The 12,842-nt window shown below is 69.5% G+C and carries 14 protein-coding genes and 1 pseudogene; 6 read left to right on the top strand and 9 right to left on the bottom strand.

Annotation, left to right across the window (positions count from 1 at the left end; translation table 11 throughout):
- Positions 1 to 95: 95 nt before the first annotated feature.
- Together QH270_RS01130 and QH270_RS01125 are read left to right on the top strand one after the other, a co-directional pair.
- Entirely contained in the window at positions 96 to 257 is a 162-nt protein-coding gene (locus tag QH270_RS01130) for a hypothetical protein (protein WP_280338483.1), read from the top strand.
- Positions 258 to 322: 65 nt separating this feature from the next.
- Complete coding sequence (locus QH270_RS01125; RefSeq protein ID WP_280338482.1) at positions 323 to 859, top strand: nitroreductase/quinone reductase family protein; 537 nt, start codon at positions 323 to 325, stop codon at positions 857 to 859.
- Positions 860 to 867: 8 nt separating this feature from the next.
- Here the strand turns inward: QH270_RS01125 and QH270_RS01120 are convergent, their stop codons facing one another.
- Positions 868 to 1,443: a dihydrofolate reductase family protein gene (locus QH270_RS01120; protein WP_280338481.1), complete on the bottom strand. Its 576-nt coding sequence runs from the start codon at positions 1,441 to 1,443 to the stop codon at positions 868 to 870.
- A 38-nt stretch (positions 1,444 to 1,481) separates the two neighbouring features.
- A complete protein-coding gene (locus tag QH270_RS01115) occupies positions 1,482 to 1,982 on the bottom strand; it encodes a DinB family protein (protein WP_280338480.1) in 501 nt (166 codons plus the stop codon).
- Between the two features lie 239 nt (positions 1,983 to 2,221).
- Between QH270_RS01115 and QH270_RS01110 the strand changes: the two genes are divergently transcribed.
- Positions 2,222 to 2,761 (top strand): DinB family protein, encoded by a 540-nt coding sequence (locus QH270_RS01110; RefSeq protein ID WP_280338479.1) that lies wholly within the window; start codon positions 2,222 to 2,224, stop codon positions 2,759 to 2,761.
- 9 nt (positions 2,762 to 2,770) lie between these two features.
- Here the strand turns inward: QH270_RS01110 and QH270_RS01105 are convergent, their stop codons facing one another.
- Positions 2,771 to 3,343 (bottom strand): hypothetical protein, encoded by a 573-nt coding sequence (locus tag QH270_RS01105; protein ID WP_280338478.1) that lies wholly within the window; start codon positions 3,341 to 3,343, stop codon positions 2,771 to 2,773.
- 136 nt (positions 3,344 to 3,479) lie between these two features.
- On the opposite strand from QH270_RS01105, the gene QH270_RS01100 reads away from it, so the two are divergent.
- The 3 genes from QH270_RS01100 (at position 3,480) to QH270_RS01090 (ending at position 7,229) form a co-directional block, all read left to right on the top strand.
- Positions 3,480 to 4,484, top strand: a complete 1,005-nt coding sequence (locus QH270_RS01100; protein ID WP_280338477.1) for an alpha/beta fold hydrolase — start codon at positions 3,480 to 3,482, stop codon at positions 4,482 to 4,484.
- 374 nt (positions 4,485 to 4,858) lie between these two features.
- A complete protein-coding gene (locus tag QH270_RS01095) occupies positions 4,859 to 5,737 on the top strand; it encodes an alpha/beta hydrolase (RefSeq protein WP_280338476.1) in 879 nt (292 codons plus the stop codon).
- Positions 5,738 to 5,840: 103 nt separating this feature from the next.
- Positions 5,841 to 7,229: a WS/DGAT/MGAT family O-acyltransferase gene (locus QH270_RS01090; protein WP_280338475.1), complete on the top strand. Its 1,389-nt coding sequence runs from the start codon at positions 5,841 to 5,843 to the stop codon at positions 7,227 to 7,229.
- Between the two features lie 50 nt (positions 7,230 to 7,279).
- On the opposite strand, the gene QH270_RS01085 is transcribed toward QH270_RS01090, so the two are convergent.
- From QH270_RS01085 to QH270_RS01060, 6 genes and pseudogenes are all read right to left on the bottom strand, one after another.
- On the bottom strand, positions 7,280 to 8,164 hold the full coding sequence (locus QH270_RS01085) for an alpha/beta fold hydrolase (RefSeq protein WP_280338474.1): 885 nt from the start codon (positions 8,162 to 8,164) through the stop codon (positions 7,280 to 7,282).
- Positions 8,165 to 8,223: 59 nt separating this feature from the next.
- The gene (locus QH270_RS01080; RefSeq protein WP_280338473.1) at positions 8,224 to 9,834 is read right to left on the bottom strand and encodes an acyl-CoA synthetase; all 1,611 of its coding nucleotides are present in this window, start codon (positions 9,832 to 9,834) and stop codon (positions 8,224 to 8,226) included.
- Between the two features lie 25 nt (positions 9,835 to 9,859).
- Positions 9,860 to 11,110: a hypothetical protein gene (locus QH270_RS01075; protein WP_280338472.1), complete on the bottom strand. Its 1,251-nt coding sequence runs from the start codon at positions 11,108 to 11,110 to the stop codon at positions 9,860 to 9,862.
- On the bottom strand, positions 11,104 to 11,655 hold the full coding sequence (locus QH270_RS01070; RefSeq protein ID WP_280338471.1) for a nuclear transport factor 2 family protein: 552 nt from the start codon (positions 11,653 to 11,655) through the stop codon (positions 11,104 to 11,106). Before QH270_RS01070 ends, QH270_RS01075 begins: the two co-directional genes overlap by 7 nt.
- A complete protein-coding gene (locus QH270_RS01065; protein ID WP_280338470.1) occupies positions 11,655 to 11,882 on the bottom strand; it encodes a ferredoxin in 228 nt (75 codons plus the stop codon). Before QH270_RS01065 ends, QH270_RS01070 begins: the two co-directional genes overlap by 1 nt.
- A pseudogene (locus tag QH270_RS01060) lies at positions 11,879 to 12,679 on the bottom strand (SDR family oxidoreductase); the annotation flags it as partial. The gene QH270_RS01065 and the pseudogene QH270_RS01060, both read right to left, overlap by 4 nt.
- Positions 12,680 to 12,842: the final 163 nt, after the last annotated feature.

The raw sequence follows: 12,842 nt of genomic DNA, 5'->3' as shown, positions 1-12,842 counted from the left end.
CAACACCCCTACTCACACCCCCTGGCTCGCCCCCCCCCCGGGGGCCCGCCCCGCGCGGGCCCGGCCACCGTTCGACCCGGCATCCGAGGACCGCCATGCACATCACCGACCGACACCCCGTCACCGTCCCCGCCGAACCCGCCGTCATCTGGCCCGAACCCAGCCCCCTCGACACCTGGTGGACCGAGATCATGGATGGCGTCCCGCCGCGACCTGATCGGCCGTCCTTCCGCGAGGATGCCACCTCGCCCGGCTGACCGCGCGGTACTCGCGGTCGCGGCTTCGGGCTCATCGCCCGCGCGTCGGGCGCATCATGGAAAGCATGGATGACGAAGCGCGGCGAGCCGAAGCGCGGGCCGCCCTCCCGCGACACGGGCGCCTGATTCGCAGCGCACGCGACGGCAAGCTGCTCAGCGCGGCGATGCTGCCGCTGCTTCGGGTGCGGATGCCCCGCGGCTATGGTGTCCTCACCACGACCGGCCGCAAATCCGGTCTGCCGCGACCGAAATGTGTGCGGGTCCTGCGCGAAGGTAGCCGCGCCTATCTCGTGCAGTTGATGCCGCCGAGCCTGCTGGTCGAGCGGCCGGGCGCCGTGAACGCGTGGTTGCGCAATATTCGCGCTGATCCCCGTGTCACCCTCGAATTGCCGGACGGCACATTCGGCGGCACCGCGAGGGAGATCGCCGATCCGGCGGAATCGGACATGGCGCGCACTCTGCTGTGTGACACCGTCGTCCCCCTCGATTTCGCCGAGTGCGCCCTCCATCTGCGTGGGTTCCCGTCCCGGGCGAAGATTCGTGACCTGCACGAATACTGGTTCCGCACCGGGCGCGCCGTCGCGATCGACCTGGATGTCTGAACGATCGCTCAGTGTTCCACGTCGTACACGAGCTTGGTGACGCCGTTGCCGTAGCTGGCCGAATCACGCAGGCGCAGCTGCTGTTCGGGGCGGTCGGCGTGGTTGAACAGACTCTTGCCCGCGCCGAGCAATACCGGGAAGACCAGCAGGTTGTAGCGGTCGATCAAGTCGGCGTCGGCCAGGCCCCTGGCGAGTTCGGCGCTGCCGTGGATGTAGACGGCGCCGCCCTCGGTCCGCTTGAGCGCGGCGACGTCGTCGGTGCCACGCAGAATCGTGATCTCGCCCCAGCCCTCGATCAGCTGATCTTCGGACAGTGACGAGGACACCACGTATTTGGGCAGGTCCTTGTAGGCGGCGTGATCCTCGGAGTCGCGCCAGATCGGGGCGAACGCCTCGTAGCTGCGGCGGCCGAACATCAGCGCGGTGGTGTCGGCGAGTTCCTCGCCCTTGAGTGAGAACGCCTCGGGGTCGAACCGGGTCCGCATCACCCACCCGCCGCTGCGGTGCCCCTCCTCGGTGCCGCCGGGCGAATCGACCACACCGTCGAGCGACATGAAGCCTGTGTAAACCAGTTCGCGTGCCACCGAATCCTCCTGATATCCAACGTCGACACTGACTACCGTCACCCTAGGAGATCGGGGCGCGGCCGGTCGATCTGTTCCCGCAGGATGTCGCCGTGCCCCGCGTGCCTGGCGAATTCCTCGATCATGGCGAGCAGTGTCCACCGCATGCTGACGGTGCCTTCGCCCGGGATGTCGATGGTGTCGTCGAGATCGAAGCGGGCGGCGATCTCCCTGGAGCGCAGGCTCGCGCGCTCGTATTCGGCGATCACCTCGGCGATCGTCTCGTCGTCGTCGACCGTGAACGTCCCCTCGTCCCGCTCCGAATATCCGTCGCATTCGGACGCGTCGAGCCCCGCCCAGAACCGCTGAAACCAGATCCGCTCGGCCGCGGCGGCGTGTTTGAGCAGCGAGATCGGGGTCGTCAACGACGCGACGAGCCGCCGGCGCGCGTCCTGCTCGGACAGCCCGCGCACGGTCGCCACGAGTGCCTCGCGGTTGCGATCGAGCGTGTTCTCGAGGAGTGCACGCTCGCCTCCGTTCGTGATCCTGTTGGTACCCATGAACTTTCACTCCGTTCGAGGACGTGGGGTGGCGGACCGATGGGGTCATCGGTCGAGATGATGCCGGGAAACGGCGACGCGCCGAACGCTCGGAGACGCCGAGCGATGTGCCAGAAAGAGAAACATGGCCGGAAGGTGTACACGGCCGCCTCCCAGAGTATGCGCTCCTGCGCTTCGGCGCACCGGAGGCCGCCGAAAATCGGTTGGCAGGGCCTGCTCCACGGGCGAGGGTCTAGGTCATGAGCATCGACTGGAACGCCGAGATCCGAGCCCAACTCGAGCTGCACTGGACCAGACAGCTGCGTCCTCGGTTCGAGGGGCTGCCCGACGAGGAGTACTTCTGGGAACCGGTCCCCGGCATGTGGACGATTCGTCCCGCTGCCGGTGGATTCGTCAGCGACTTCGCGGTTCCGCCGCCCGAGCCCGCGCCGGTCACCACCATCGCGTGGCGGCTGGGCCATGTGGTGTTCCTGCTCGAAGCGGGGCTGGAGCGATTCGGCGGTCCGCCTGTCGATTTCGCGTCGTTCCGGTACCCAGGTACGGCCGGTGAGGCACTGTGCCGACTCGATGACGCGTACGCGGCGTGGAGCCGCGGTGTCGGTGGCCTCGGGGTCGAGGGGTTGACCGAACCCGCGGGACCGCCGGACAGCATGCTGGCCGACTGGTCCACCGCGGGGATCGTGCTGCACACCCGCCGTGAACTGCTGCACCACGGCGCGGAAGTCGCCCTGCTGCGCGACCTGTATCGCGCGGGTCTCAGCGGGGGCGCGAGGTCTTGATCGCGCGCGTCACAGCTCGGACCAAGGGATGCCGAGCCACGGTGAGGTTCGTCCAGTGCTCAGCTGGAGGTGGAAGTCGGGGCCCTCGTGCGTGCGATCCTCTTCGGGGTCGGTGAGTTGAGTGATGGTGCAGAGGTAGTCCCCGTGGGGAAGTGCGATACCGGACCCGTAGATGTCCTTGTCGTCGTCCACGGCGGAGTCCGCGAACTGGGCGGCCATGGTGACCGTGTCCAAACTGACCACGACCAGCTCGCCGCGCGTCACGGTGATGGGGCCGGTGATCCGCCTGACGACGGGCAGCCGCGGATCCACCGGCGAATCCGAGAGGTCGATCCGCCACTGCTCCTCGCCGCCGGTTCCCCAGAGCAGGATCCGCCGCTGCCGCATCTCCGATTCGACGCGCTCGAAGAGTGACTCCAATGTCCAGTCTTCGCCCACGAACGACGTATACGCGTGGGGGTCGACGAGGCCGAGGAACCCCGAGTCGTCGGTCATCGCGTCGATTCGATGCTGAAGCTGCGTCATGCGGTCCTCCCCGGAACGATCACCGAACTCTACCGGGCGCGGGATCGGGCCGAACATCGAGCCAGTTCAACGACATTCGCGAACGACTTGGCGCCACCAACTTGCTGAAATGGCAACGAAACTTGCCATTTATGCGCGTTAGGGGTGACGCTTGCCGTCCGGACCCGCCGTTGTCGACCCTCAGGAAGCACTGATGCTCATCGCCCTTCGTTCAGTCCGCGCGGCGGGGATCGCCGCCCTCGTCGCCCTGCTCGCTCTCACCGCCTCGGCCTGCGTCACCACGGCGGCGGACGAGGTGCCCGCGTACGCGCGAGTCACCCAGGGGGACTCCGCGTTCGACCAGACCTTCCGGCACGAATTCGCCGACGTGGACGGCGTGCGGATGCACTATGTGACCGGCGGCAGCGGCTCGCCGGTGGTCCTGCTGCACGGCTGGCCGCAGACCTGGTACGGCTGGTGGCCGATCATGCCCGCGCTCGCCGAGAAGCACACGGTCTACGCCATCGACCTGCCCGGGCTCGGTGACAGCGCGGGGGTGCCGACCGACTACAGCAAGGCCACGCTGGCCCGCTATGTCCACACCCTCGTCGCCGAACGCTTGGGCGTGCGCGACGCGCGGGTCATCGGTCACGATTTCGGCGCCGCCGTGGCCTACCAATACGCCACTCAATTCCCCGCCGACACGACCGGGCTGGGCTACCTCGACCTCCCGCTCCCCGGACCGGCGGTCGACGCGGCCACCTACCGTTCGATGAGCTGGCACATCGCCTTCCACTCCCAGCGTGAGGTCCCCGAAGCGGTGGTCGCCGACGACGTGCGCGACTACCTGGCGCTGTTCTATCCCCAAGTCTCCTTCGGCGGAACGGCTTTCGGCGGAACGGCGCGGACCTCCCCGTTCGCCGACGCCGATATCGACGAGTACGCGCGCACCTACGGAAAGCCGGAGAGTCTCACCGGCGGATTCGAGCTGTATCGGACCCTCGACCGCGACGTCCGGGACACGATCGACTCCGCGCCGACGAACGTCCCGACGTTGCTCATGGCGGCACAGGGTCAGCTCGATCCGGTCCGCGCGACCGCGGCCACGCGCATGACGAACATCGTCCGCGCCGTGGACGTGCCGAACGCGGGCCACTGGCTCATCGAGGAGAACCCCGGATTCGTCACCGCCGAACTCCTGCGATTCCTGGCCGAGTGACTCCACGCCGGTCCGCTCAGCGGGGGGGTGTCGCGCCGAAAATCATTGGTGCACTGCGGCGAACGACCCTAGCCTAGTGATACCGCACAGCAGCTCGGGGGAGGGGCGCAACGATGTGGAACTGGGGAAAATCCTTCGCGGAACACGGCGCGGCCGCCGCGTGGACGACGTGGCCGCCGGTCGAACCGGCACCGACCGTGGTGGACCCGCCGGCCTGGGGACGGGTCGGGGATGCTGAGCCCGCTCGGGCATCGGAGGGCGTGTTGTCCGGATAGTCGCAGCCCGAAAAGGACACATCCCTTGACACCACTCTGTGTGTAGTACTACGTTCTGATCACTACATACGGAGTGGTCAACGGGTGGCGGGAGACGCGATGCGAAACGTGAATATCTGGAGTGAAGAATTCGGCGCGGCGACGGACGTGCCGATCCTGTTGATCATGGGCTCGATGTCCCAGGGGATCCTGTGGCCGGAGGAGTTCGTGGAGCGGCTGGTGGCCGGCGGGCGCAGGGTGGTCCGCTACGACCATCGCGACACCGGGCAGTCGGAGACCATCGATTTCGCCGCGACGCCCTACACGTGGCACGACATCAAGGACGATGTCTATCGCGTGCTCGACGCGCACGGCATGGACAGCGCGCACCTGGTCTGTCATTCGGCGGGCGGGCTGCTCGGCCAGTTCGTCGCCGCCGAACGGCCGGAGCGCGTCCGCTCGCTGACCGTCATCGGGTCGTCGCCGCTGGGCGGCGGCGAGGGGCAGGTGCTCATGCGGGCGCTGCTGGGCGAGCCGCAACCGGAAGGCGCGCTGCCCGAGCCTACGCCGGAGTTCGTCGCCTTCTATCGCGCCCTGATGACCGCCACGCCACCGGCGGATCGAGAGGCCGGGATCAAGGGCATGGTGGCCGAACAGCGCCTGCTGCACGGCGAGGAGTTGCCGTTCGACGAGGAGGCGGCCCGCGCGCTGCAGGAGCGGATCCACGACCGGGCACGCGACCTGTCCGCGATCGTCAATCACCGGCTGGCCGCGGCGGCCGCGCCGGACTTCGAACCGGTGGGTGCGCTGCCCCGGATCGAGGCGCCCACCTTGGTCGTCGAGGGGACGCGGGAACCGGTCAAGCCGGGCCACGGCGCGCTCATCGCCGAGCGGATTCCGAACGCGCGCTTGCTGATGATCGCGGGCATGGGTCACACCCTGCCGCGCGACGTGCTCGGCGAACTGTCCACGGCGGTCCTCGCGCACACCGCGGAATGAGCGTCGTCGGCCCGCGGGCGGCACCGGCGTACCAGTTGTGAGGGTGGTCGCGTTCCGCCCGCACGGCGGGCAAAACTAGAACGTGTTCTAGTAGGATTCGGCTATGGAACGACTCACCGGACTGGATGCCAGTTTCCTCTATCTGGAGACCGACACCCAGCATCTCCACGTCTGTGCCCTGCTGATCCTCGACCCGGCCGACGGGCCGTACTCCTTCGACCATCTCCGCGCCGAGCTGGGCAGGCGGTTGCCGCTCATCCCGCACATGCGCCGCCGGGTCCATCCGGTGCCCTTCAATCTGGACCACCCGCTCTGGGTGGACGACCCCGATTTCGACATCGACAACCACATCCGGCGCGTCGAGCTGCCCGAGCCGGGCGGCACCGCCGGACTCGCCACACTGATCGGTGACATCGCCGGTACGCCGATGGACCGGAACCGGCCACTGTGGGAGATGTCGGTGGTGGAGGGCCTCGACGACGGCAAGGTCGCGGTGGTGTGCAAGTACCACCACTCCGCCGTGGACGGCATCACCGGCACCAACATGATGATGCACCTGTGCGATCTGGAGCCGGGCCTGACCCGACCGGAACCCGAACCGTGGCAACCGGAGCCGGCGCCCGGTGACCTCGAGCTCGCCGCGCGGGCCGCGGTGCGCCTGCCCGCCAGGGCGGGCATGCTCGGCATGGTGCCCAAGACCCTCGGGATGGTCGCCGGGTTCGCGCAGCGGCGGCGCAACAACCAGACGGGCATGGAACTGCCGTTCTCCGCGCCGCGCACGCCGTTCAACCAGGCCGTCACCGCCGCGCGGTCGGTCTCGTTCACCAAGACCGACCTGGGTGCGATCAAGGAGATCAAGGCCGCGTTCGGGGTGAAGGTGAACGATGTCGTGCTCACCGTCGTCGGTGGGGTGCTGCGCCGCTACCTCGCCGACCACGACGCGCTGCCCGATCGGTCGCTGATCGCCTCGGTCCCGGTGTCGGTGCACGAGACCACCCGGCACACCGAGGGCATCAACAAGGTCTCGACGCTGTTCTGCCGCCTCGGTACCGACCTCGCCGATCCGGTGGAACGGCTGGAGGCGCTGGCCGTGGCGAACCGGGAGGCCAAGGCCGAACACGACCTGATCGGCGCCGACTTCCTGCAGGACTGGTCGAAGTACGCCCCGCCCAACACCTTCCGGCTCGCCTCCCGCGTGTACTCGTCGCTGAAGCTGGCCGAACGCCACCCCGTGGTTCACAACCTGGTGGTCTCGAATGTGCCGGGCCCGCCGATGCCGCTGTACTTCCTCGGCGTCCGGGTGGACGGCATGTATCCGTTCGGCCCGGTCTTCCACGGGGCGGGGCTCACCGTCACCGTGCTGTCCAACTGTGGCGACCTGGACTTCGGCTTCATCGCCTGCCGTGATCTGGTCCCCGACGTCGACGCGCTCGCGGCCGCCGTGCCCGCCGTGATCGACGATCTACTGGCCGCGGCCCGCGCCAGGGGCTGATCGCCCCGACCGACCGCCCTGTTCGCCACCGGCGTCGAACAGGGTCGAACCTACCGTCGCGCGACCACCGCGCGGCACGCCTCGGCCAACACCGGAACGAACCGATGCGGCGCGACAGCGCACGCGGCATGCCCGGCCGCGACCGGATGCACACTCGCCCCGGGAATCGCGGCGGCGAGCTCGATCTGCCGATACACCGGGATCGCCCGGTCCCTGGTCGTGATGACCACCGCCGTCGGCACCCGCAGCTCCGGCAGCCACGAGGTGGCGTCGAAGGTCCCGATCTCGGCGAGCACCGGAGCCAGCGCCCACCCGCTCGTGCTGCGGAATTCGTCCATCGCCCAGCGCCGTAGCTGCCCCGGCACCAGCGCGGGCGGCAATTCCGGCAGGGCGCGCGTCAGCCGCCGGGCCCGCCGGTACGGATACTCGCCCATGGCCTCGGCCACCGACGCGAAGCCGCGATGGAACGCTCGCTCGCGCCACTTCTCCTGGAAGCGATACGGCGTCGCGCACAGCACCAGCCCCGCGACCCGGCCCGGGTGCCGGTGCGCGGTGAGCAGCGACACGATGCCACCCAGCGAATAGCCCACGCAGACGAAACGATCCACGCCGAGCGCGTCGGCGACCGCGACCACGTCGTCGGCGCAGTCGTCGAGCCGGAACCGTGCCGACTTGATGCCGCGCCCGTGCCAGCGCTGATCGAACAGCACGACGCGGTAGTGCTCGCTGAGCGTCTCCAGTGCCGGGAACCAGTTCAGGGCGGCCGTGCAGGCGGTGCCGTGCAGCAGCACCAGCACCGGTGCGTCCGGCGGCCCCGGGATGTCGACGACGTAGGTTCGCCCACGACCGGGGAGGTCGAGCATCCGGCCACCGGGGATCTCGTCCACGGCGGGCACGAGGAACGGTCCCGTCCGCACCGATCGCACAGTTCCCACGCTCGCCTCCTCGCGACATTTCTAGAACTTGTTCTAGTCGATGATGACACACCGGGACATCAGTCGGCCGCGTGGTCGGCCGCGCGTGCCGCCACCTGCTCCTTGGCCCACCGGTAGTCGGGCTTCCCACTGGGGGAGCGGGAGATGCTGTCCACCACCCAGATCTGTTTGGGCACTTTGTATCCCGCCAGATGGGCGCGGGTGTGCGCGCGCAGGGCGCCGAAGTCCACGGACCGGCCGGGATGCGCCGAGACGACCGCGCCGACCTGATGACCCCACCGCGGGTGCGGTACGCCGACCACGACCGCGTCGTAGACGGCCTCGTGCGCCTTGACGACGGCTTCGACCTCCTCGGGAAACACCTTCTCGCCGCCGGTGTTGATCACCATGTTGCCCCGCCCGATCAGCGTGATCGACCCGTCGGCCTCGGCACGGGCCCGGTCGTCGGTGACCACGACGCGCGCGCCGTCGACGGTCTTGAACAGCCGCTCGGTGCGTTCGGGGTCCTTGTAGTAGCCCAGCGGCACCGCTCCGGTCTTGGCCAGCCAACCCTCCTCGCCGGGTGCGACCGGCCTGCCGTCCGCGTCGACCACCACCGCGCCACGTCCGGTCCGGACCCGGGGCCCACGGGCGGGGTTGTCGTCCTTCTGCGCGAAACCGATACCGCCGAAACCGGTCTCGGAGGAACCGATCGAATCCGAGACCATCGTCGCGGGGAACGTCTCCAGCAGCGCGTTCTTCACCGGCTGCGACAGCAGCGCCGCCCCGGAGGCGATCACCAGCAGCGACGACGCGTCCACCGGTTCGTCGTCGAACGCGTCGAGCAGGGGCCGGGCCATGGCGTCGCCGGTGATCACCAGGACGTGCGGCCGCTGGGCTGCCACCGCCCGCCACACCCGCGCCGGATCGAAGCGCGGTTCGAACATCACCGCGTTGCCCGACCACAGGGCGGTGAAGGTGGGCATCATCGCCGCGGCGTGGATCAGCGGCGGCAGCACGAACCAGGTCGCGGGCACCGCCGCGGCGCCCGCCTCGGACTGCTGGAACTCGTCGCGCACCGGCTCGCCGCTGTAGAAGTCGACGCCACCGCCCAGGACCCGCCACATGTCCTCCTGGCGCCACATCACACCCTTGGGCATGCCGGTGGTGCCGCCGGTGTACATCATGAACAGGTCATCGGGGCTGCGAGTCACCGTGGGCCGGAACGGCTTTCCGGTCTCGACCAGGGTCTCGTAGGCGAGGGCGTCGCTGTCGGGCGCGCCGAGGAACCGGTCGTCGTCGACGCAGATCGAGCGCCGCACGGTCGGTGTGCGCGCGAGGGCCGCCCGGACCGCGTCGGCGTAGCTCGCGTGGTAGACCAGCACGTCGAGGTCGGCGTTGTCGTAGACGTAGGCCAGCTCGGTCGGCCCGTAGCGGTAGTTGACGTTGACCGGGACCGCCCGCAGCTTGAAGCAGGCGAGCAGGGTCTCCATGGTCTCGATGCTGTTGTGCATCTGGAAGCCGACGTGGGTCCCGTGCCCGACGTCGAGGGCGGCGAGCTGACTCGCCAGCCGATTGGCCCGGATGTCGAGCTCGCGGTAGGTGGTGCGGCGCTCGCCCTGGATCAGTGCCACCCGGTCGGGCATCGCGTCGACGGAGTGCTCGAACAGGTCGGCGAAGGTGTTGGCCATGTCAGTCCATCTCTCGGCGGTCCGCTCACACGACGGTGAGCGGCAAGGGGGTGCCGCGATCGGCGAAGACGAAGCCCGCTCCGGTGCTGAAACGGGTCACCGCCACCTCCGACGCCTCGCGGAACGGCTGGTCGGCCAGGTCGATCTCGGCGGTCCAGCCGTGGTCGTCCACCGCGCCGACCCTGGCGGCGAAGCGCGGGTTCACCCCGCGGATCAGCGCGTCGAGCGGACGCAGGTCGGCCGGCGTCAGCAAAGCGGGCCACGCGCCGTCGGCGATCGCCGCACTCGTGGACGGGAACCGCACGCGCACCGCGGAATCCGTCGCCTCGATCTCGATTCCCGTGTAGCCCAGCGGGTTCAGTGCGGGATGGACCCGCAGCACGGTCGCGAGGTCGGCCGGATCGCCACCGAGGCGCAGGCAGCGGGCGAGCCGCTCCGAGGTGAGCCCGGCGATCCCGGTGAACTGTTTGCGGCCGATGGTGCGCGCGGTCTCGTCGTCGGCGCGTTCGCGGATCGCGAGCAGGAAGCCCAGCGTGAGCAGATGCTGCTGCAGGCTGATCTCGTCGGCCATCCGCCGCAGTGCCGAGTGTGAGAAGTCGGCGAACCGCAGATCGCTGAGCAGCGGTCCGGTGTAGTCGCTCCGGCCCGCCTCGGCGGGGTCGATCGGCGCCAGTTCCAGGCCTGCCGCCGCGGACTCCGCCAGGATCGGCGCGAGCCGGGGGACCGGTGGCGGCACGTGGGCGGGGTCGATGACGACCGTCCACGCGCACACCGGCGTGCGGTCGGCGGGCCGGCGCGGCGGCCGGTGCACCGGGCGCACCTGGGCGTGCGGGTTCGTGGCCAGGGCCGTCGCGTCGAAGGTGGGGTCCTCGATGTCGTGGCACATGGCCACCACGAATTCCTCGCCCATCGGCTCGACGTCGGCGAGCGCGCCGCAGTGGTCGAGCCAGAACTCACCGTGATCGTGGTCGTCGACCCGGAACCGGAAGTCCATGAACTGCGGCGGGGCGCCGATGTCGAGTTGCAGCCCTTTGAAGATGGTCTCGACGCCGTCACCGGTGATGCCGAGCGCGCGCCGCATCCGGCGGGTGTAGACGGGGCTGGCCAGCTGCCATTCCTCGATGGCGACCTCGGTCATGCCCGCGCGGCCGAACGCGGCGATGGTGTGCGCCATGCCGGAGCGGTCGATGAGGTGACCGCACAGCAGCAACTCCGGGACCAGCGCGGCCAGCTGATCCCGGGACAGCGCCGCGTACCGGCTCACCGGTGTCACCACAGCGACGCCGGTGCTTCGCCGACGCGATACCAGCCAGGCAGCGGATCGCGGGCGACCGAGCGCTCGATGCGCTGCTGCATACCGGTGGAGAGCGCGTTGTCGGTGATCATGTCGAGGAACATGGCCGAGACATTGCCGAAGTCGAAGAAGTCCCGCTGCCAGGACCATTGGAAGTCGCCGCCGTACCGGAACCAGCTGCCGCCGATGCCCTCGGGCGAGTAGTGCCTGCCGTCGGCGCGGGTGCGCTCGTTGATCTGTTTCCAGAATCCGATGACGGTGCCGCTGCGATCGTCGACCACGAACTCCTGATACGGATACGTCCAGCCTTCGAGTCCTGCCATCTCCTGTCCGAGGGCCAGGTCGCGGATCTCCTCCCGGCCGACCGCCATGAATTCCTGCTTGGGCCCGTAGTTCCAGCCGTAGGTGGCGTCCACGGTGTACATCTCGGCGAGGGGCTTCCAGTCGCCCTTCTCCTCGCACCGCTGGTTCTCCACGACCCAGCGCCGCACCATCTCGTCGAGTTCGGCCCGCTCGAAACCTGTCATCAGTCTGTGCCTTTCGGTGTGGAGTCGGCATCGCCACCGTCGACGATCGACAACGCTCGGGTGGGACACCAGCGGATCGCGGCCCGCACCGCGCCGTGGTCCGCGGGATCAGGGGTGGGGTCGGTGATCTCGACCGTGCCGTGCTTGGGCACCGAGAACACCGAGGGCGCCTCGTCCTGGCACACCGCGTGGCCCTGGCACAGGTCGGCGTCGACCACGATTCTCATGACGCGCCCCCGTCCCCGGCGGGCAGCGGCCGCAGCGGCGCTTCCGGCTGCACCTCGACCAGCACCATGTGCGCGCCGCGCGGCACGGAGATCACGGTCGCGACCGCGTCGGCCAGGTGCTCGGGCTTGAGCATGTAGGGGTGCCTGGCGAACCCCCAGTCCTTCCAGTCCTGCAGCAGCGGGCCGACGACCTCGGGTGTCGAGTCCATACCCATGCCGGTGAGGGTCGGGCCGGGACGCACCAGTGACGCCCGGATTCCGCTGCCCTCCAACTCCATCCGCAGCTGCCCGACCATCGCCTCCAGCCCGTTCTTGGCCGCGCTGTAGGCGCCGCTGCGCGGTCGCGGGTTGTCGGCGCAGTCGGAGCTGATCACCACGAGATCGCCGCGCCGCCGGGCCGTCATCCCGGGCAGCACCCGGTGGATCAGGCGTTGCGCGCCGACCAGATGCACCTGCACCTGGTGCAGGAACCGTTCCGGATCCATCTCGCCCACCAGCGCGAATTCGATGTCGCCCGCGCCGGAGACGAGGATCTCGGTGGGTCCGAGGGCCGCTTCGGCGGCGGTCACGAACTCGTCGACCGACGCGGGATCGGTGACGTCGAGCCGGTGGGCGAAGGCCTCGCCGCCGTCGGCCCTGATCTTGGCGGCGAGTTCCTCGCAAAGTTGCGCGCGGCGCGCGCCCAGCGCCACCGGGTGACCGAGTGCGGCCAGCGCGCCGGCCGGCGCGGCGCCGCTCCCGGAGGACGCGCCCCCCCCCCGCCCGGGCCGGCGGTCGGGGGTGGGGTGGAATCGGGGGGCTAGCGGACCGCTACTGTGATGGGGGGTGCGGGGCGGTTACGGCGGGGACGGCGCGCCGCGCACACGCCACCTGCGCGTGGAACGTGGTCGGCGAGGCCTCGGTGAACTCGGGGGCCCAATGGCTTTCGGTGAACAGATCGGGCAGCACGCTGCCCAGCGC

The organism is Nocardia neocaledoniensis, from assembly GCF_029868625.1.
GTDB lineage: Bacteria > Actinomycetota > Actinomycetes > Mycobacteriales > Mycobacteriaceae > Nocardia > Nocardia neocaledoniensis_A.
Note: the sequence above shows the minus strand (reverse complement) of the source record. Positions and strands in the feature narration are given on the sequence as shown.